This is a genomic window from Siccirubricoccus sp. G192 (genome assembly GCF_019084075.1).
Classification (GTDB): Bacteria; Pseudomonadota; Alphaproteobacteria; order Acetobacterales; family Acetobacteraceae; genus G192.
On the sequence record NZ_JAHREN010000001.1, the window covers coordinates 1,589,401 to 1,609,004 of the forward strand.

Genomic DNA, 19,604 nt, shown 5'->3' on the forward strand with positions numbered 1-19,604 from the left:
CAGAGGTCCGAAGGGCAGGCGGGCTTGGCACCGGCGGCCGATGGCATCGGCCCCTGGTGCACCTCCGGCGTGACACGCGATCCTTCGCCCGGCCCGGGCTTCGTGCCCGACGGCGCCCTGGCCTGGTCCTTTGGCCTAGCGCAGCAGCGTTTCGGTGCGCCGCCGCAACTCCGCCAGCAGCCGTGCCGGGCCGCCCTCGCGCAGCAGGCTGGTGAATTCGGCGCGGCGGCTGGCGAGTTCGCTGATGGTGCCGGTCAGGTAGATATCGACGATGCGCCACCCGCCCTCGCCATTGCGCAGCAGGTAGTTCAACTGCACCGGCGCGTCGTTGGGGCGCAGCAATTGCGTGCGCACCAGCCGGTCGCCATTGCCGAGGGTGGTCTCGCCCAGCGTCTCGAACCGCTCGCCACCATAGCCGTCGAAGCGGCTGGCATAGGTGGCGATGGACCAGTCGGAGAAGGCGCGGACCAGCGCCGCCTGCTCTGCCTGGGAAAAGCCGCTCCAGGGCGGGCCGACCGCGATGCGGGTCATGGCGGGCAGGTTGAAGGCGGCCTCCATCACCGGCCGGAGCCGCCTCTCCCGCCCCTGGATGCCGAGCGCGCGGGCATTGCGCATGATCTCCAGCAGGGTGGCATGGAACCCCTCCACCACCGCCGCCGGCCGGGCCTGGGCGCGGACGGTGCGGGGGAGGGCCAGGGCGGCCGTGGTGGCAGCCAGGGCGGCGAGCAGCGCGCGGCGGGGGTGCGGCGTCATGCTGAGCCCCTTACCACGCGGCCGCAGGCCCGGCGATGCCGCCGCCGATCAACCCGTCTGGATTTGCCCCCCTGGATTTACCGGCAGGTTCCGGCCAGAACCCGCCGTGGAGATTCGGGGGAGACAGATGGCCGAGCGTGTGATGCTGACCGGCGCCACCGGTTTCCTCGGCTCCGCCATCGCCCGTGCCCTGGTGGCTGCCGGGCATGAAGTGCGCGCCCTGACCCGTGCCGGCACGCCGCGCGAGGTATTGGAGGGCGTGCCGGTGCAGTTCATCCCCGGCGACCTCACCGATCCCGCCTCGATCGCCGAGGCCGTGCGGGGCTGCGATGCCGTCATCCACTGCGCCGCCGACTACCGCATCTTCGTGCCCGACCCCGCCCGGATGCTGGCGGTGAACCTGGCGGGGACCGAGGCGGTGATGCGCGCCGCCCTGGCCGCGGGCTGCCGCCGGGTGGTGCATGTCTCCTCCGTCGCCACGCTCAAGCCCCGCGCCGATGGCACCCCGGCCACCGAGGCGGATGCCGCCACGCCGGAGGCCGCGATCGGCCCCTACAAGCGCAGCAAGACCCTGGCCGAGCGGGCGGTGGAACGGCTGGTCGCCGATTCCGGGCTGCCGGCAGTGATCGTCAATCCCTCCACCCCCATCGGCCCGCGCGACCGCCGCCCCACCCCCACCGGCCGCATCATCCTGGAGGCGGCGCGGGGCAGGATGCCAGCCTATGTCGATACCGGGCTGAACCTGGTGCATGTGGAGGATGTGGCCGCCGGCTGCGTCGTGGCGCTGACCCGTGGCGCGGTGGGGGAGCGGCATATCCTGGGCGGGCAGGACGTGCCGCTCGGCGAGCTGCTCGGCCATGTCGCCGGGCTCTTCGGGCGGCGGGCGCCGGTGCGGCTGCCGCGCGCGCCGCTCTGGCCGGCGGCGCTGGTGGCGGAGGGCTGGGCGCGGCTCTCGGGCCGGGAGCCGATGCTGACGCTCGATGGGCTGCGGATGGCCGGGCAGCACATGTATTTCGCCTCCGGCAAGGCGGCGCAGGTGCTCGGCCACCAGGCGCGGCCCTGGCAGGAGGGGGTGGCGGAGGCCATCGCCTGGTTCCGCGACCATGGGCGGCTGGCATGAGCCTGTTGCTGGGCCTCGCCGCCGCGCTCGCCTGGGCAGTGCTGCTGCTGGGCCGCGGCTTCTTCTGGCTGGCGCGGGATGATGACCGCGGGGCCGCCACGCTGCCGGACCCGCCGCGCTGGCCCTCAGCGGTGGCCCTGGTGCCGGCGCGGGACGAGGCGGCGACCATCGCCGAGACGGTGCGGAGCCTGCTGGAGCAGGACTATCCCGGCCGCTTCCGGTTGGTGGTGGTGGATGACCGCTCCACGGATGGCACCGGGGCGCTGGCGCGGGCGGCGGGCGGCGGCGATCCACGCCTCACGGTCCTCACCGGCGGCGCCCGGCCGGCGGGCTGGACCGGCAAGCTCTGGGCGCTGCAGCAGGGGCTGGACTCCCTCGCCACGGAGGAGGCGCCGGAGCACCTGCTCCTCACCGATGCCGATATCCGCCACGCCCCGGAGTCGCTGCGCCTGCTGGTGCGGCGCGCGGTGGCGGAGCAGCGGGTGCTGGTCTCGCTCATGGCCCGGCTGCGCTGCGAAAGCCCGGCCGAGCGCTGGCTGATCCCGGCCTTCGTCTTCTTCTTCCAGATGCTCTATCCCTTCCGCTGGTCTAACGATCCCGCCGCCCGCACCGCCGCGGCGGCCGGCGGCTGCGTGCTGCTGGACCATGCGGCCTTCCGGCGGGCTGGCGGCCTGGGGCCGATCCGCGACGCGATCATCGATGATTGCGCCCTGGCGCGGCGGATGAAGGCGCAGGGATCGATCTGGACCGGCCTGACCGACCGGGTGCATTCGCTCCGCCCCTATGCGGGGATCGGCGAGATCCGCCGGATGGTGGCGCGCACCGCCTATGCCCAGCTCGGGCGGCGGGTGCCGGCGCTGGTGGGGATGCTGGCCGCGCTGGCGCTGGTCTTCCTGGCGCCGCCGCTACTGGCGCTGTTCGGGGCAGGCACGGCGCGGGCGCTCGGCACCGCGGCCTGGGCGGCGATGGCGCTGGCCTATGCGCCCATGCTGCGGCGCTTCGGCCTGTCGCCCTTGCGTGGCTTGGCCCTGCCGGGGATCGCCGCGGCCTATATGGTCTTCACCCTCGATTCCGCCTGGGCCGAATGGCGCGGCCGCGGCGGGATGTGGAAGGGCGAGGCCGCGCCCGGACCCGCCCGGACCGGACCCGCACCGACCGGTCTGGAGCCGGATCGGACCACAGGGGCGGATTAAACCGCCGCCACACCCTCACCAGTCCCTTCGCAAGCGCGAAAAGACGCCGTATTCGGAATGGGTCTGTGCCCGATTCCGGATTCCGGCAGGCTGGCATGCCGGCCGGTTGCCCCGATCGCGTTTCCCGGCAGGACATGCGGGCCTTGTCCGGGGCACCTCCGTCCAGGCTCAAGGAGGACCTTATCGCCTTGTCGACGACGCAGGATCTCGCCGCCGAGACCTTTTCCCCCGATCCGGAGCATGGGAGGACCGCGGCCGCGCCAGCGCTGGAGGCCGCCATCGGGCGCGGCGCCGCGCATCTGCTGTCGCGCCAGCGCCCCGATGGCCACTGGGTCTTCGAACTGGAGGCGGATGCCACCATCCCCGCCGAATACGTCATGCTCCGCCGCTTCTTCGGCCAGCGCGACCCGGCACGGGAGGCCGGCATCGGCCGCTACCTGCGCCGGCTGCAGGCGGAGGCCGGGACGGGCGGCTGGCCGCTGTTCCATGGCGGCGCGCTCGACGTCTCGGCCAGCGTGAAGGCCTATTTCGCGCTGCGGCTGATCGGCGATGCCGCCGAGGCCCCGCACATGGTCCGGGCGCGGCAGGCGATCCTGGCGGCCGGCGGCGCCGAGCGCAGCAATGTCTTCACCCGCGCGACCCTGGCCCTGTTCGGGCAGGTGCCCTGGCACGCGGTGCCGGTGATGCCGCCGGAGATCCTGCTGCTGCCGCGCTGGTCCCCCTTCCACCTCTCGAAGATGGCCTATTGGGCGCGCACCGTGCTGGTGCCGCTGACCGTGGTGATGGCGCGCCGGCCGCGGCCGGTGGCGCCGGTCGGCGTCTCCATCGCCGAGCTGTTCCTGATACCGCCGGAGCGGGTGCGGCGCTGGCCCGGCGGCGCCCATGCGCGGGAGCCCTGGCGGACGCTCTTCGGCGCCCTGGATGCCGTGCTGCAACGCACGCAGGGGCTGTTCCCGAAGCTGATGCGCGCCCGCGCCGAGGCCCGCGCCGAGCGCTTCGTCACCGAGCGGCTGAATGGCGAGGACGGGCTCGGCGCCATCTATCCCGCCATGGCCAATGCCATCCTGATGTACCACTGCCTCGGCGTGCCGCCCGGCGACCCGCGCCTGGTCACGGCCTGGAGCGCGGTGGAGAAGCTGGTGCTGGATGGCAAGCACGAGACCTATGTGCAGCCCTGCCTCTCGCCGATCTGGGACACCGCCCTGGCCAGCCACGCCCTGCTGGAAGCCGGCGGCATCCCGGCCGAGGCGGCGGCGCGGCGCGGCCTCGACTGGCTGCTGCCGCATCAGGTGACGGATCTGGTGGGCGACTGGGCCGATGCCCGGCCCGGCTTGGCCCCCGGCGGCTGGGCCTTCCAATACGCCAATCCGCATTACCCGGATGTGGACGACACCGCGGTGGTGGTGCTGGCGCTGGACCGTGCCCGCAGGCAGGATGGCACCGCCGCCTATGACGCCGCCATCGCCCGGGCGCAGGACTGGGTGGTGGGCATGCAGTCGCGCGGCGGCGGCTGGGGCGCCTTCGATGCCGACAATGCCTATCACTACCTGAACAACATCCCCTTCGCCGATCACGGCGCGCTGCTCGACCCGCCCTCGGCCGATGTCTCCGGCCGCTGCCTGGCGATGCTGGCGCAGCTCGGCCATGGGCCGGACCATCCGGCGGTGGCGGCCGCGGTGGACTACCTGCTGCGCGAGCAGGAGGCGAATGGCGCCTGGTACGGGCGCTGGGGCATCAATTACGTCTATGGCACCTGGTCGGCGCTGACCGCGCTGCATGCCGCCGGCCTGCCGCCCGGCCACCCGGCCATGCAGCGCGCCGTGGCCTGGCTGAAATCCGTGCAGAACCCGGATGGCGGCTGGGGCGAGGATGGTGCCACCTATCCCCGCCGCGGCGGCACCCGGCCCGATGCCGACCTGCGGGAGGGGGCCAGCACCGCCAGCCAGACCGCCTGGGCGCTGCTGGCGCTGATGGCGGCGGGTGCAGCCGAGGACCCGGCGGTGGAACGCGGCGCGCAATGGCTGCTGCGGCACCAGGCGGAGGATGGCGGCTGGCTGGAGCGGGATTTCACCGGCACCGGCTTCCCCCGCGTCTTCTACCTTCGCTACCACGGCTATGCCGCGATCTTTCCGCTCTGGGCGCTGGCACGGCTGCGCAACCTGCGGCGCGGCAATTCGCGGCGCGTGGGGTTCGGGCTCTAGCCGGCATGGCGGTCCTCGCCGTCACCGGCATGCGGGCCGAGGCGGCGCTGCTGCCGCCTGGCTTCCGGGTGTTGGTCAGCGGCGGCGACCCGGCGCGGCTGCGTGCCCTGCTGACGGCGGCGGAAGGGGATGTCACCGCCGTGCTGAGCTTCGGCATCGCCGGCGGGCTGGACCCGGAGCTTGGCTGCGGCGCGCTGGTGGTGGCGACGCGGGTGCGCGGCAAGGGCGGCGCCTGGGCAGCCGATGCGGTCTGGGCCTCGGCCCTGGCGGCGGCCAGCGGCGCCAGGCTCGGCGTGGTGGCGGGGGCCGAGGCGGTGGTGGGGCAGCCGGCGGCGAAACGCGCGCTCCGCCTGATGACGGACGGGCTGGTGGTGGATCTGGAGAGTGCCGCGGCGGCGGGCTTCGCGGCCTCCCGCGGGCTGCCCTTCGCGGTGCTGCGCGCGGTGGCCGATACGGCGGCGGAGGTGCTGCCGCAGGCCGCCGCGGTGGGGCTGACGCCGCAGGGCAGGCCGGCGCCGGGGCGGGTGGCGCTGGCGCTGCTGCGGCGGCCGGGGGAGTTGCGGCCGCTGCTCCAGGTGGCGAAGCGGAGCCGGGTGGCGCTGGCGGCGCTGCGGCAGGCAGCGCCGGGGATGCCGCTGCCGGGGTAGCTGCCGCTACTCCGCCGCCACCGGCGGCACCGTGCCGCCATGCTTGGCGCCGCGCTTCGGCTCATGCGCCATGCCCGCCATGGTCTGCTCGACATGGCGGGAGAAGACGTAGTCGGCCTTGCGCTGGTTCGAGAGGTCGATCTCGGGGGCCATCTCGCCCTCGGTGCGCGGGCCGCGCAACTGCGCCGCCACCGCCTTCCAGGGGCGCTTCACCGCATCCACCACCGCCGTCGCCTCGAAGCCGCTATGCACCATGCAGTCGGCGCATTTCTCGTAATTGCCGGTGCCGTACTTGTCCCAGTCGGTGGTGTCCATCAGCTCGGCGAAAGTCTTCGCATAGCCCTCGCCCAGCAGGTAGCAGGGGCGCTGCCAGCCGAAGATGTTGCGGGTCGGGTTGCCCCAGGGCGTGCAGTGGTATTGCTGGTTGCCGGCGAGGAAATCGAGGAAGAGCGGCGAATTCCCCATCTTCCACCGCTTGCCCTTGCCCCGGGCGAAGATGCCGCGGAACAGTTCCTTGGTCTTGCGGCGGTTCAGGAAATGCTGCTGGTCCGGCGCGCGTTCATAGGCATAGCCGGGCGAGACCATGATGGCGTCCACGCCCATGGCGGTGACATCGTCGAAGAAGCGCGCCATGCGCTCCGGCTCGGCATTGTTGAAGAGCGTGGCATTGATGGCGGTGCGGAAACCCTTGGCCTTGGCCAGCTTCAGCGCCGCCACGGCGCGGTCGTAGACGCCCTGCTGGCTCACCGCCCAGTCGTGCTGTTCCTTGTCGCCATCCAGGTGGATGTCCCAGGTGAAGCGCGGATGCGGCTTGTAGGCATCGATCTTCTTCTCCAGCAGCAGCGCATTGGTGCAGAGGATCACGATCTTGCCGCGCGCCAGGATGCGCTCGACGATCTCGGGCATCTCCTTGTGCAGCAGCGGCTCGCCGCCGGCGATCGCCACCACCGGCACGCCGGTCTCGTCCACCGCGTCCAGGCATTCCTGCACGCTGAGGCGCTTGTTCAGGATGGCATCGGGATAGTCGATCTTGCCGCAGCCGGCGCAGGCCAGGTTGCAGCGGAACAACGGCTCCAGCATCAGCACCAGCGGGTAGCGCTTCCGCCCGGCCAGATGCTGTTTCACGATATAGGCGCCGACCTTGATCTGCTGGCGCAGCGGAATGCCCATCCTGTAATTTCCTTACCTCGCCGCGCTGGCCCGTGGTTCCGCCAGCGCCGCCGGCGGATCGGCGAGCGCCGCCGGCAGTTTGAACTCAACCTCTTCGACCAGCCCTGGCAGGGTGGTTACTTCCACCGGGCCCGGCAAGGCCAGCGCCGCGATGACTTCCTGCACCAGGCACTCCGGCGCCGAGGCCCCGGCCGTGATCCCGAGGACGCCAACCCCCGCCAGCCATTCCGGCCGGAGCGCCTTGGCGTCCGGGATCAGGTAGCACGGGATGCCGGCCTCCGCACCGATCTCCCGGAGCCGGTTGGGATTGGAACTATTGGCGGCACCGACCACCAGCAGCACCTCCACCCGCCGCGCCAGCTCGCGCACCGCGGCCTGGCGGTTCTGCGTGGCATAGCAGATGTCCCGCGTATCCGGCCCGACCAGATCGGCGAAGCGGTGGTGCAGCGCCTCGATCACCGCCCGCGTGTCATCAACCGAAAGTGTCGTCTGGGTGACATAGGCCACCGGCTGTCCGGGTGGAATGGGGAGCCGCTCCACCTCCGCCGCGCTGGCGACGACATGCACCTCCCCCCGGGATCTGCCCCAGGGTGCCCACCACCTCCGGGTGGCCGGCATGGCCGATCAGCACCACGGCGCGGCCGAGCATGGCATAGCGCCGCCCCTCCGCATGCACCTTGGAGACCAGCGGGCAGGTGGCATCGAGCACCGGCAGGCCGCGCGCCGCCGCCGCCGCCTCCACGGATCGCGGCACGCCATGGGCGCTGAAGACGGTCAACGCCCCGGCCGGCACCTGGTCCAGCTCCTCGACGAAACGGGCGCCCCGGCGTTCCAGGTCCTCCACCACGCGGCGGTTGTGGACGATCTCGTGGCGGACATGGACCGGGGCGCCGTATCGTTCCAGCGCCCGCTCCACGATCTCGACCGCCCGCACGACGCCGGCGCAGAAGCCCCTTGGCTGCGCCAGAATGATCCGCATCCGCACGCCCCCCGTCGATGCCGGCGCAGGCGATTGCCCCGAGGGGCATCTTGCGCGCCACCAGTTTTGCGGCACCTTGGCGCTCCGTTGCAATCAAGGAGTGGTGGGCCGGCCGTCGCTGCACCCCACCGCCCCGGGAATCCGCCCCTTGCCCCTGATGCCGCCCTTGCCCTCCCCCCTGGCCCGAATCGGCCGCCGCGCCCTGCTTGGCGCCGTCGGCGCGCTGGCCGGCCTCCGCCAGGCTGCGGCGCATGCCGTGGTGGTGGCCTCGGACCCCGCCGCCGGCGCGGCGCTGGCGGCGCTGCCGGCGCAGGTTTCGGTGCGCTTCAACAGCCGCATCGACCAGGCCCGCAGCCGGCTGGCGCTGATCGGCCCGGATGGGGAGCAGGTGGTGCTGGACCTCGCCCCCGCCACCGCGCCCGCGCTGCTGGAAGCGGCGATACCCACCCCCGCCACCACCCCGGCCGGCGCCTGGCGGCTGCGCTGGCAGGTGCTGGCGGTGGATGGCCATATCACCCGCGGCGACATCCCCTTCACCATCGAGCCGCGCTAGCGTATGGCCTGTTCCGGCGAAGCGGTGCCGGCCATGGTCCGGCCTGCCAATTCCACGCCCTGGGAGCGCCGGGCGGTTCCAACCCGGGCGATTCTGCTCTAGGCCCGCCGCGTGGAGCAGCTTCTCGACCTCTATGGCTTCGTCAGCGTGCTGCTGCACGCCGCCGAACTCGCCGCCCGCACCGTGCTGCTGGGCGGGGTGGTGTTCTGGGCCGCGCTGCTGCCGCCGCTGGTGCAGGGCCGCCCCATCCCCCCTCGGCGCGGCAAGCCTGGCCCAGCCGGTGCCGCCGGGCCGCGGCCTGACGGGCTGCGGTGCGTCGGGGCGGCTGCCGGGCCGGGAGGCCGCCGCGCTCTCGGCGATCAGCCGGCGGGTGGTGGTGGTGGCGGCGCTGGCGGCGCTGGCGGCGCGACTCGGCCGCGACGGGCTCGGCCTGGTGGCGCTGGCAGCGACGCTGGAGGCGCCGGCCAGCACGCTGCTCGGCGCCGATTTCGTCCTGGTCTCGGCGGTGACGGTGCTGGCGATGCTGGGGCTGCTGGCCCTCGCCCTGCCGCGCGGCGCGCCGGGGCTGGGGCGCCGGCTGGCGCTGCTGCTCGGCGCGCTGGCCCTGCTGGCCGCGACGAGCGCCGGCAGCCATGCGGTGGCCCGCACCGAGAGCCGCGCCATGCTGCTGGCCGCGACCGCCCTGCACCAGGCGGGGGCGGCGCTCTGGCTCGGCGGGCTGCCGGCGCTGCTGGGGGCGCTGCGGCTCTCGCCGGGGACGGCCGGCCTGGTGGGGCGGCGCTATTCCCGCTTCGCGGCGCTCGGCGTGGGGCTGATCCTGCTGGGCAGCCTGGGTTTCTGGCTGGGCTATATCGGCGGGCTGGAGGCGCTCTACGGCACCGCCTATGGCGCCATGGCGGGCACCAAGACGCTGCTGCTCGGCCTGCTGCTGCTGCTCGGCCTGGGCAATTGGCTGCTGCTGCACCGGCTGCGCGCCGTGCCGGACGGCTTGGCGCGGGTACGGCGCTTCGTGGAATGCGAGATGGCGGCGGGCCTGGCCGTGCTGGCGCTGGCCGCCTCCCTCACCTCGGTGCCGCCGGCCGCCGACCTGCCGGAGGACCGCGTCACCTGGGCCGAGATCACCGAACGCTTCACCCCGGCCTGGCCGCGCCTCTCCAGCCCCGGCCATGCCGATCTGGCGATCCCGGCGCTGCAGGCGAAGCTCGATGCCGAATGGCAGCAGCGCGAGGCGCAGCAACGGCCTGATGCCTTCACCCCGGGCGAGGGGCTGCTGCCGCCGCGCAATGCCCAGGACATCGCCTGGAGCGAGTACAACCACCACTGGGCCGGGATCATGGTGCTGCTGGTGGGCCTGGCCGCGCTGCTTGACGCCACCGGCCGGGTGCCCCTGGCGCGGCACTGGCCGCTGGTCTTCCTCGGTCTCGCCGGCTTCATCCTGCTGCGCTCCGACCCGGAGGCCTGGCCGCTGGGCGAGATCGGCCTGCTGGACAGCCTGCGCGACCCGGAGGTGGTGCAGCACAAGCTGGCGGCGCTGCTGGTGACGGGCTTCGCCCTGGCGGAATGGGGGGTGCGCCTTGGCCGCATCGGGGGGCGGTTCCGCTTCGTCTTCCCGGTGGCGATGCTGGCCGGCGGCGTGCTGCTGCTTGCGCATACCCATGCCATCTCGAATGTGAAGGAGGCGCTGCTGGTCGAGCTGTCGCACCTGCCATTGGCGGTGCTGGCGGTGGTGGGCGGCTGCGCCCGCTGGACCGGATTGCGCGGCCCCCCCGGCGCTGGCGCGGCTGGCCCGCTGGATCTGGCCTGCCTGCCTGGTGCTGATCGGCCTGCTGCTGATCCTCTATCGTGAAGCCTGAGCCGCAGGCGGTGCTGCCGTGAAGCCCGAGCCGCAGGCGGTGCTGCCGTGAAGCCCGAGCCGCAGGCGGTGCTGCCGTGAAACCCGAGCCGCAGATCGGGCGCTTCGGCCGGCTTTCCGCCGCCACGGTCGCCGCCAGCCTTCGCCGGCCGCGCCTGACGCTGCTGCTCTCGGCCCTGCTTGGGCTGCTGAGCCTCTGGGTGGTGGCGACCCGCTTCGCCATGGATACCGACGTCATCCACCTCTTCCCGCAGGACCTGCCCTGGCGGCAGGCCGAGCGGGCGATGGACGCCGCCTTCCCGCAGCGCGTCGATCCCGTCGCCGTGGTGGTGGATGCGGCGACCCCCGACCTCGCGGATCGCGCGGCCGCGGCGCTGGAAGCGGCGCTGCTGGCGCAGCCAAGCCTATTCCGCAGCGTCACCCGCCCCGATGCCGATCCTTATTTCCGCCGCAACGCCCTGCTCTTCCTGACCCTGCCGGAGGTCCGCGCCGCCACCGAGCGGATCATCGAGGCGCAGCCCATGCTGGGCACCCTCGCCGCCGATCCCAGCCTGCGCGGCGTCGCCCGGACCCTGGAATTGCTGGCCGAGGGGATGCGGCGGGGCGAGGCCGACCCCGCCTTGCTGATCCCGCCGCTGCAGGCCCTGACCAGGGCGGCCGAGGCGGCAATGGCCGGAAGGGTGGCGCCGCTCGACTGGTCGGCGCTCTTCACCGGCCGCGCGCCGGACCCGCTGGCGCCGAGGCGCTTCCTGCTGGTCCGGCCGGTGCTGGATTTCAGCGCCCTCGCCCCCGGCGCCGAGGCCACCGCGGCGGTGCGGGCGGCGGCGGCACGGCTCAGCCTCACGCCGGAACATGGCGTCACGGTGCGCCTCACCGGCGAGCTGGTGATGGGGGATGAGGAATTCTCCACCGTCTTCGGCGGCGCCATCACCGAGAACATCCTGTCGCTGCTCTCGGTGGCGCTGCTGCTCTGGATGGGGTTGCGCTCGGGGCGGCTGATCCTGCCCATGCTTGGCACCCTGGTGCTCGGGCTGGTGGTGACGGCGGCCTTCGGGCTGCTGGTGGTGGGGCCGTTCAATCCGCTCTCCATCGCCTTCGCCGTGCTGTTCATCGGCCTCGGCGTCGATTTCGGCATCCAGTACGCGGTGTGTTTCCGCGAGCAGCGGTTCCGGCTGGCGGGACAGGCCCTCGGCCCCGCGCTGATCGCCGCCGCCGGCCAGGCGGGGGAGGGCATCGCGCTGGCGGCGCTGGCGCTCTGCGCCGGTTTCCTGGCCTTCCTGCCGACGGATTACCGGGGCGTCTCGGAGCTTGGGCTGATCGCTTCGGGCGGGATGCTGATCGCGGTGGCGATCAGCCTCACAACCCTGCCGGCCTGGCTGCTCTATACCCGGCCGGGGCCGGAGCGGGAGCCGGTGGGCTATGCGTCGCTGGCCCCGCTCGACCGCTTCCTGACGCGCCACGCGCGCGGCGTGCTGGTGGTGGTCGGGCTGGTGGCGCTGGCCGCGGCCGCCTGCCTGCCGCTGCTGCGCTTCGACAGCAACCCGCTGAACCTCCGCAACCCCGATACCGAGGCGGTTTCCACCTTCCGCGACCTGATGCGCCGGCCGGAAACTACCCCCAATACCCTGCAAAGCCTGGCCCCGGACCTGGCCGCGGCCGAGGCGCTGGCGGCGCGGCTGGCGGCGCTGCCGGAAGTGGCGGGCACGCTCACCCTGGCGAGCTTCGTGCCGGAGGACCAGGCGGCGAAACTCGCCCTGATCCGCGACGCCGCCGACCTGCTCGGCCCGACGCTGGAGCCGCCGGTCCCGGCGCCGCCGCCCGATGACGCGGCGGCTGCGGCGGCGCTCCGCCAAGCCGCGGCGGTGCTGGAGACGGCCGCCCGGGCCATGGCCGAAGCGCCCTCCGGCGCGGCGGCGCCCACGGAACGCGAGGCCCTGGCCCCGGCGGCGGCGCGGCTGGCGGCGGTGCTGCGGCCACTCGCCAAGGGCCCGGCCGAGGCGCGGGAGCGGCTGGCGGCGGCGCTGCTGCCCGGCCTCGGCCATACGCTGGCGGCGCTGCGCCAGGCCCTGCAGGCCGCCCCCGTCACCCTGGAGGACCTGCCGGAAAGCCTCCGCCGCGACTGGGTCACCAGGGATGGCCGGGCGCGGGTGGAGGTGCAGCCCGCCGATCTTTCGGACCGGCCGGAGGCGCTGGCCCGCTTCGCCCAGGCGGTGCAGGCGGTGGCCCCTGATGCCACCGGCACCGCCATCTCGGTCCAGGCCAGTTCGGCTACCATCCAGGACGCCTTCCTGCGCGCCGGCGGCATCGCCACGGTGCTGACGGTGCTGCTGCTGCTGGCGGCGCTGCGCTCCTGGCGGCTGGCGCTGCTGGCGCTGGCGCCGCTGGGGCTGGCCGGGCTGCTGACCCTCGCCACCTGCGCGCTGTTCGGCCTGCCGCTCAACCTGGCCAATATCATCGCCCTGCCGCTGCTTTTCGCCCAGGGCGTGGCCTTCGACATCTACTATGTCGCGGCCTGGCGGAACGGCGAGCGGGCGCTGCTGCCCTCGGCGCTGACGCGGGCGGTGCTCTACAGCGCGCTGACCAATGGCACCGCCTTCGGGACGCTGGCGCTCTCCTCGCATCCCGGCACCGCCAGCATGGGGGGTGCTGCTGACCATGAGCCTGCTCTACGCGCTGGCCACCGTCATGCTCACCCTGCCGTCGCTGCTGCACCTGCTGGCCGAGCCGCGGCGGCCCGCCTGAAGGGCAGGCGGCGCCGGCGGCAGTTCCACGGCGCCACGATCTGCTTTAGAGCAAACGCCGTTCGAGCGAATCACGCGAGCGGGGTAATTTGCTCGCCAAAACAGAAAGCTGGGACGGCTTCCGCGCGCGAGGCGAGCGGAATCCACCCCAGGTGCGGGTCGTGTTCAAGCGCTTCCTCGACCGCCTCGCGGGCCTGCCGTTCCGGCGGGCGCTGCTGGCCGCCTTCGCCCTCGGCCTGGCCTCCGCCCTGGCACTGCCGCCGGTGCATGCGGTGCCGGTGCTGCTGCTCGCCTTTCCCGGCCTGCTGGCCCTGGCCGGGGCGCAGCCCGGATGGCGGCGGGCGGCGGCGGTGGGCTTCGCCTGGGGCTTCGGGCACCACCTGGCCGGGGTCTACTGGGTGACATATGCCATCCTGACCGATGTCGCGACCTTCTGGTGGCTGGTGCCGCTAGCGGCGCCGGGTCTCGCGGTGCCGCTGGCGCTGTTTGTGGTGCCGCCGGTGCTGGTGGCCTGGGCGCTGCCGCCGGGCTGGCCGCGGCTGCTGGGCTTCGCCGGCGCCTGGGTGGCGAGCGAGATGCTGCGCGGCGTGGCCTTCACCGGCTTTCCCTGGAACCTGATCGGCAGCGTCTGGGCCTTCGCCGCCCTGCCGGTGCAGGGCGCGGCGGTGGTCGGCGTGCATGGGCTTTCGCTCGCGACCGTTTTACTGGCAAGCCTGCCGCTGCTTGGCAACCGCCGCGTGCTGGCGGGCGGCGTTCTGGTACTGGCCGGGTTCGCCGCTTTCGGCGCCTGGCGGCTCGCGGCCCCCGACCCGGCGTTCCAGCCGGTGGAATTGGTGCTTGTGCAGGGGAATGTCGCACAGGAGGTGAAATGGCGGCAGGACCAGCGCCTGCCGATCTTCCAGCGCTACCTCGACCTCACCGCCGCGGCCGCGGCGCGCGCCGCCGAGGCCGCGCCGGGCTCCCGTATCGCCGTGATCTGGCCGGAGACGGCGAGCCCCTTCCTGCTGGCCCAGGATCCGGAAGCCCGCCGCATGGCGGCGGCGGCGCTGCCGCCGGGAGCCATGCTGATCGGCGGCACGGTGCGAGGGGTCTGGGGGCCTGACGGCGCCCTGCGGCAGGTCTTCAACAGCCTGGTGGTGCTGGATTCGGCCGGTGAGGTGGTGGCGCTGTATGACAAGGCGCATCTCGTGCCCTTCGGGGAATACATGCCACTGGCCGGGCTGATTCCCATCCGCATGGTGGTGGGCGGCATGGATTTCTCCGCCGGCCCCGGCGCCGTAACCCTGGCCCCGCCCGGCCTGCCGCCCTTCGGCGCGCTGATCTGCTATGAGGTGATCTTTCCGGGCGAGGTCACGCCGAAGCCCCGCCCGGACTGGCTGGTGAACATCACCAACGATGCCTGGTTCGGCCATTCCGCCGGCCCCTGGCAGCATCTGGCCGCGGCCCGGCTGCGGGCGGCGGAGGAGGGGCTGCCGGTGGCGCGGGCGGCGCAGACCGGCATCTCGGCGGTCTTCGATGCGCGGGGGCGGCGCCTGCACATGCTGCCGCTCGGCGCCACCGGAACGCTTTCCACGCCGCTGCCGGGGGCCGGGCCGCCCACGCCCTTCGCGCGCTTCGGGCTGATCGTGCCGGGTGTGCTGGCGGTGTTTTGCCTCGGCCTCGGTCTGCTCGGGTGGCGGCGGGTTGCAACCGCGGCCGGGACGGGTCCTTCGGCGCGAGTTGTCAATATTGAGAAATCTCAAAACTATTGACGCTTCGTTTCCTTTCCCTTAAACCGCTGGGTATCGAGGGTTGCAATGGTGGGGCGAGGCGCTCTCGCGGAATCCACCAGGACACCCGCCAAGGCATGGGCCTGCCCGTCAGGGCGGCCGGAGATGGGATGGACGGACATGGCTAGCGACGACATCGTGGAAAGCACCGCACGCGAGCACCGTCCGAGCCCGATCGACGTGCATGTCGGCAGCCGGGTGCGGCTGCGCCGGACCCTGCTCGGCATGAGCCAGGAAAAACTCGGCGAGGCGCTGGGCCTCACCTTCCAGCAGGTCCAGAAATATGAGCGCGGGGTCAACCGGATCGGCGCCAGCCGGCTGTTCGACCTGGCGCGGGTGCTGGACGTGCCGATCGGCTTCTTCTTCGACGACCTGCCGGATGCCATGGGCGGCAACATGAGCGGCGCCCGCCGGGCGCTGGGCTTCGCCGATAGCCAGGACAGCTTCGAGGACGACACCCTGCACCGCCGGGAGACGCTGGAACTGGTCCGCGCCTATTACCGGATCACAGATTCCTCCGTCCGCAAGCGGGTCTTCGAACTCATCAAGAGCCTGACGCCGACGGATTGAGCCGCCCGGTCGTCCGGAGGCACAGCCGGAGGGCGTGAATCGGCCGGCAAAATGCAAGCCGCCCGGTCGTCCGGAGGCGCAGCCGGAGGGCGTGAATCGGCCGGCAGGATGCAGGCCGCCCGGACCGCACGAGGCGGCGCCGGATCAGTCCTCCCGCAATTGCGGGTTGTCGAAGACCGGGTTCCGGTAGCGCCGGAGCGCCGCGGCCAGCGCCTCCGCCAGGCTGCGTTTCTGCTCCTCGCCCAGCAGGAGGCCGATCTCAAGGCTGCGGCCGCGGCTCCGCAGCAGCAGGGCGCTGGCCCGGCCGGGCCGCTCGTCCAGGGCCAGCCGCACCCAATAGGGGTCGAGCGACACCTCATCCGGCCGGCCGCGCCCATCGATCCGGCGGATCAGCAGCCTCTCATCGGTGAGCACCACCACCTCCATCGCCCGCCGGCTCCAGCGCCGGTAGAGCCCCATGAGGCCGAGCGCCAGCACCGCTTCCGCCCCGGCGAAGCCCAGCACCGGCCAGGCACCACGGGCCAGGCAGATCCCGCTTATGGCCGCCAGCCCGGCCAGCAGCAGGCCCGAGACCACCAGCATGCCGCGCCGCCCCAGGCTGCGGGGCGGGGTGCAGATGGCCTCGAACAGGACAGGGTCGCGGCGGGCTGACATCACGCAACAAGATGGGATAGGGCTGCCCTCCCGCCATGGGTGGACCCGATCCGATGCCGCGAAAACCCGAAGCCGCCCGACCAGGCGCCGCCCTGCATGGCACTGCCCGGCAGCCGCGCCGTGCCCGGCGGATGCCGGCCGCGCAGGCCGCCGCCTTCATCCGGGCCCTAGCGGAGGCCAATCCGGTGCCGCGCACCGAACTCGACTATCACGATCCTTTCACCCTGCTGGTCGCGGTCGTGCTCTCCGCCCAGGCTACGGATGCGGCGGTCAACCGCTGCACCCCCGGCCTCTTCGCCGCCGCGCCGGACCCCGCCGCCATGGTGGCGCTGGGGGAGGCGAGGGTGGCCGGGCATATCCGCCGGATCGGCCTGTGGCAGGCCAAGGCGCGCAATGTCGTGGCCCTGTCGCGCCTGCTGCTGGAGCGGCATGGCGGCCAGGTGCCCGGCGAGCGGGAGGCGCTGGAGGCCCTGCCGGGGGTCGGCCGCAAGACCGCCAATGTCGTGCTGAACGTGGCTTTCGGCCAGGACACCATGGCGGTGGACACGCATATCTTCCGCATCGGCAACCGCACCGGCCTGGCCCCGGGCCGCACGCCGCGGGAGGTGGAGGACGGGCTGGTGGAACGCTGCCCCGCCCCCCCCTGCTGCGGGACGCGCATCACTGGCTGATCCTGCATGGCCGCTATGTCTGCAAGGCCCGCGCCCCGGAATGCTGGCGCTGCGTCGCGGCGGCTTGGTGCAACTATGCCGACAAGGTGCCGGGGCCGACGGGCGCAGGTTGAAAGCAAGCCCAGCAAGCCCCATATCCAAAACGGTTCCACCGCCTTCGATCCGGGCGAGCAAGAAACCGGGGACGTGACCGGGACGTTCTAAAACCCGTCAACGATCGGCCAGGCATTTCACCCCGGCGCCACGAGGCGCCGAACAGCCTGCCGCGTCCCGCCGCCGGCATCTCCCGCTGGCGGTTCCAGGCCTGCATGGTTTGATTTCGAAGGGACCACCCATGACCGATGCCCCACCGGGTACCGCAGCCTCCATGCTCGGCCTCGCCGACCGCAAGCCGCTGCCCCTGCTGCTCTGCCTTTCGCATCTTCGCTGGGACTTCGTGCTGCAGCGCCCGCAGCATCTGCTGACCCGCGCGGCGCGCAGCCATGACGTGGTCTTCTTCGAGGAGCCGATCTTCCGGCCCGGCATCGTCCCGAGCCTTGAGCGCCACGCCACGCCGGAGGGCGTCACCGTCGTGGTGCCGCTGCTGCCTGAGGGGCTGAAGCCCCCGGCCATCATCGCCGCGCAGCGGAGGCTGCTGGACGACCTGCTGGCGGCCGAGGCCGGACGGCCGATGGTTGCCTGGTTCTACACGCCGATGGCGCTGGAATTCACCGCGCATCTGCGCCCCGACCTGACGGTCTATGACTGCATGGACGAGCTCTCGGCCTTCCGCGGCGCGCCGCCGCGCATGCTGGAGCTGGAACGCGCGCTGCTCGGGCGGGCCGACCTGGTCTTCACCGGCGGCCGCAGCCTCTACGAGGCGAAGCGGCACCGGCATCCGCATGTGCATTGCTTCCCCTCCTCCATCGATGCCGCGCATTTCGCCGTGGCGCGCGGTCCGCAGCCGGACCCGCAGGACCAGGCCGGCATCCCCCGCCCGCGCATCGGCTTCTTCGGCGTGGTGGATGAGCGGATGGATCTCGACCTCCTGGCCGCGCTCGCCGCGGCGCGGCCGGACTGGCACTTCGCGATGATCGGCCCGGTGGTGAAGATCGAGCCGGAGAGCCTGCCGCGCCTGCCCAATATCCATTGGCTGGGCCCGAAGAAATACGCCGAGCTGCCGCGCTACCTGGCGGGCTGGGACCTCGGCTTCATGCCCTTCGCGCGGAACGAGAGCACGCGCTTCATCAGCCCGACCAAGACGCCGGAATTCCTCGCCGCCGGCCTGCCGATCGTCTCGACGCCGATCACCGATGTGGTGCGGGACTGGGGCGAGGCCGGGCTGGTCGAGATCGCCGCCGATGCGGAGGGTTTCGCGCAGGCGCTGGCCGCGCTGCTCGACCGGCCGCGCGCCGCCTGGCTGCGGCGGGTGGACCGCAGGCTGGCCGAGAATTCCTGGGACCGCACCTGGGCGGCGATGGCCGCGCTGATGCAGGAGGGCCAGCGCAGCGCGACGCGCCGCCCGGCGGCGGGCCTGCCGCTTTCCGCCCCGGTCGCGCGGGCGGGGGATGCACAGCATGTTTGATTGGCTGATCGTCGGCGCCGGCTTCGCCGGCAGCGTGCTGGCCGAGCGGCTGGCCAGTCTGCGTGGCGACCGGGTGATGGTGATCGACCGGCGTCCGCATATCGGCGGCAATGCCTATGACCATCGCGACGCGGCCGGGGTGATGATCCACAAATACGGGCCGCATATCTTCCATACCAATTCGCGCCAGGTCTTCGAGCACCTGTCGCGTTTCACGCAATGGCACCCCTATGAGCATCGCGTGCTGGCGGAGGTGCGCAGCCCCGTCACCGGCCAGCCCATGCGGGTGCCGGTGCCGATCAACCTCGACACGGTGAACCGGCTCTATGGCCTGTCGCTGTCGGAATCCGAGGTGGAGGACTGGATGGCGGCGCGGGCGGAAAAGGTGACCGAGATCCGCAGCTCGGAGGATGTCGTCGTCTCCAAGGTGGGGCGCGAGCTGTATGAGCTTTTCTTCCGCGGCTATACGCGCAAGCAATGGGCGCTCGACCCCTCGGAACTCGACAAATCCGTCACGGCGCGCGTGCCGACCCGCACCAACCGCGACGACCGCTACTTCACCGACAGCTTCCAGGCCATGCCGCTGCAGGGCTATACGCGGATGTTCGAGCGCATGCTGGCGCACCCGAACATCACGGTGCAGACCGGCGTGGACTACCGCGAGGTGCGTGACAGCATCCCGCACCGGCGGCTGATCTGGACCGGGCCGGTGGACGAGTATTTCGGCTTCCGCCATGGCAAGCTGCCCTATCGCAGCCTGCAATTCGAGCACCGCACGCTGGAGCAGGAGCGGTTCCTGCCGACCGGCACGCTGAACTACCCGGCGGAGGACGTGCCTTATACCCGGGTCAGCGAATACAAGCACATGACCGGGCAGTCGCACCCCTTCACCAGCATCACCTACGAATACCCGAGCGCGGAGGGCGACCCCTACTACCCAATCCCGCGCCCGGAGAACCAGGCGCTCTACAAGAAATACGAGGCGCTGGCGGATGCGACGCCGGATGTCTGGTTCGTGGGCCGCTTGGCGACCTACCGCTACTACAACATGGACCAGATCGTCGGCCAGGCGCTGGCGACCTTCCAGCGCATCGATGCCAGCCTGCCGCCGCGGGCCGCGAATGACGCGGTGGCGGCGCGCAAGCTGGCGGCGGCGGGGGATTGAGG

The 19,604-nt window shown here is 72.6% G+C and carries 15 protein-coding genes and 2 pseudogenes; 12 read left to right on the forward strand and 5 right to left on the reverse strand.

Annotated features, from left to right (window positions below; all coding sequences use genetic code 11):
- Nucleotides 1–135: 135 nt before the first annotated feature.
- Nucleotides 136–753 (reverse strand): ABC transporter substrate-binding protein, encoded by a 618-nt coding sequence (locus KSF81_RS07555; RefSeq protein ID WP_217378458.1) that lies wholly within the window; start codon nucleotides 751–753, stop codon nucleotides 136–138.
- A gap of 127 nt (nucleotides 754–880) precedes the next feature.
- Here KSF81_RS07555 and hpnA point away from each other — a divergent pair, with 127 nt between their 5' ends.
- From hpnA to KSF81_RS07575, 4 genes are all read left to right on the forward strand, one after another.
- The gene (gene hpnA / locus KSF81_RS07560) at nucleotides 881–1,873 is read left to right on the forward strand and encodes a hopanoid-associated sugar epimerase (RefSeq protein WP_217378459.1); all 993 of its coding nucleotides are present in this window, start codon (nucleotides 881–883) and stop codon (nucleotides 1,871–1,873) included.
- The gene (locus tag KSF81_RS07565) at nucleotides 1,870–3,066 is read left to right on the forward strand and encodes a glycosyltransferase (RefSeq protein WP_217378460.1); all 1,197 of its coding nucleotides are present in this window, start codon (nucleotides 1,870–1,872) and stop codon (nucleotides 3,064–3,066) included. The genes hpnA and KSF81_RS07565 overlap by 4 nt, the downstream gene beginning before the upstream one ends.
- Nucleotides 3,067–3,200: 134 nt before the next feature.
- Nucleotides 3,201–5,267, forward strand: a complete 2,067-nt coding sequence (gene shc, locus KSF81_RS07570; RefSeq protein ID WP_217378461.1) for a squalene--hopene cyclase — start codon at nucleotides 3,201–3,203, stop codon at nucleotides 5,265–5,267.
- 5 nt (nucleotides 5,268–5,272) lie between these two features.
- Nucleotides 5,273–5,914 carry a nucleoside phosphorylase gene (locus tag KSF81_RS07575; RefSeq protein WP_217378462.1) on the forward strand — a complete coding sequence of 214 codons (642 nt, stop codon included), beginning with the start codon at nucleotides 5,273–5,275 and terminating at the stop codon, nucleotides 5,912–5,914.
- Nucleotides 5,915–5,920: 6 nt separating this feature from the next.
- On the opposite strand, the gene hpnH is transcribed toward KSF81_RS07575, so the two are convergent.
- The 3 genes from hpnH to KSF81_RS31320 are packed head-to-tail and all read right to left on the reverse strand — an operon-like array spanning nucleotide 5,921 to nucleotide 8,063.
- Nucleotides 5,921–7,084 (reverse strand): adenosyl-hopene transferase HpnH, encoded by a 1,164-nt coding sequence (hpnH, locus tag KSF81_RS07580; RefSeq protein ID WP_217378463.1) that lies wholly within the window; start codon nucleotides 7,082–7,084, stop codon nucleotides 5,921–5,923.
- A gap of 12 nt (nucleotides 7,085–7,096) precedes the next feature.
- On the reverse strand, nucleotides 7,097–7,651 hold the full coding sequence (locus KSF81_RS31315; protein WP_309139709.1) for a hypothetical protein: 555 nt from the start codon (nucleotides 7,649–7,651) through the stop codon (nucleotides 7,097–7,099).
- Nucleotides 7,557–8,063: a hypothetical protein gene (locus tag KSF81_RS31320; RefSeq protein WP_309139501.1), complete on the reverse strand. Its 507-nt coding sequence runs from the start codon at nucleotides 8,061–8,063 to the stop codon at nucleotides 7,557–7,559. Before KSF81_RS31320 ends, KSF81_RS31315 begins: the two co-directional genes overlap by 95 nt.
- Nucleotides 8,064–8,220: 157 nt before the next feature.
- Here KSF81_RS31320 and KSF81_RS07590 point away from each other — a divergent pair, with 157 nt between their 5' ends.
- The 5 genes and pseudogenes from KSF81_RS07590 (at nucleotide 8,221) to KSF81_RS07605 (ending at nucleotide 15,548) form a co-directional block, all read left to right on the forward strand.
- The gene (locus KSF81_RS07590; protein WP_254453930.1) at nucleotides 8,221–8,616 is read left to right on the forward strand and encodes a copper resistance CopC family protein; all 396 of its coding nucleotides are present in this window, start codon (nucleotides 8,221–8,223) and stop codon (nucleotides 8,614–8,616) included.
- A 280-nt stretch (nucleotides 8,617–8,896) separates the two neighbouring features.
- The gene (locus KSF81_RS07595) at nucleotides 8,897–10,462 is read left to right on the forward strand and encodes a CopD family protein (RefSeq protein ID WP_217378465.1); all 1,566 of its coding nucleotides are present in this window, start codon (nucleotides 8,897–8,899) and stop codon (nucleotides 10,460–10,462) included.
- A gap of 83 nt (nucleotides 10,463–10,545) precedes the next feature.
- Nucleotides 10,546–13,098 (forward strand): annotated as a pseudogene (locus KSF81_RS29255) (MMPL family transporter); the annotation flags it as partial.
- Nucleotides 13,099–13,361: 263 nt separating this feature from the next.
- Nucleotides 13,362–14,960 (forward strand): apolipoprotein N-acyltransferase, encoded by a 1,599-nt coding sequence (lnt, locus tag KSF81_RS07600; protein ID WP_309139502.1) that lies wholly within the window; start codon nucleotides 13,362–13,364, stop codon nucleotides 14,958–14,960.
- Nucleotides 14,961–15,098: 138 nt separating this feature from the next.
- The gene (locus KSF81_RS07605) at nucleotides 15,099–15,548 is read left to right on the forward strand and encodes a helix-turn-helix domain-containing protein (RefSeq protein ID WP_217378466.1); all 450 of its coding nucleotides are present in this window, start codon (nucleotides 15,099–15,101) and stop codon (nucleotides 15,546–15,548) included.
- Between the two features lie 144 nt (nucleotides 15,549–15,692).
- Here KSF81_RS07605 and KSF81_RS07610 read toward each other — a convergent pair whose 3' ends face one another.
- The gene (locus tag KSF81_RS07610; protein ID WP_217378467.1) at nucleotides 15,693–16,202 is read right to left on the reverse strand and encodes a DUF2244 domain-containing protein; all 510 of its coding nucleotides are present in this window, start codon (nucleotides 16,200–16,202) and stop codon (nucleotides 15,693–15,695) included.
- A 131-nt stretch (nucleotides 16,203–16,333) separates the two neighbouring features.
- On the opposite strand from KSF81_RS07610, the pseudogene nth reads away from it, so the two are divergent.
- The 3 genes and pseudogenes from nth to glf all read left to right on the forward strand — a co-directional run bounded on the left by nth (nucleotide 16,334) and on the right by glf (nucleotide 19,602).
- Nucleotides 16,334–16,986: pseudogene (nth, locus tag KSF81_RS07615) on the forward strand (endonuclease III).
- A gap of 221 nt (nucleotides 16,987–17,207) precedes the next feature.
- Nucleotides 17,208–18,437 (forward strand): glycosyltransferase, encoded by a 1,230-nt coding sequence (locus KSF81_RS07620; protein ID WP_217378468.1) that lies wholly within the window; start codon nucleotides 17,208–17,210, stop codon nucleotides 18,435–18,437.
- Nucleotides 18,430–19,602 carry a UDP-galactopyranose mutase gene (gene glf / locus KSF81_RS07625; protein ID WP_217378469.1) on the forward strand — a complete coding sequence of 391 codons (1,173 nt, stop codon included), beginning with the start codon at nucleotides 18,430–18,432 and terminating at the stop codon, nucleotides 19,600–19,602. The genes KSF81_RS07620 and glf overlap by 8 nt, the downstream gene beginning before the upstream one ends.
- Nucleotides 19,603–19,604 lie beyond the last annotated feature (2 nt).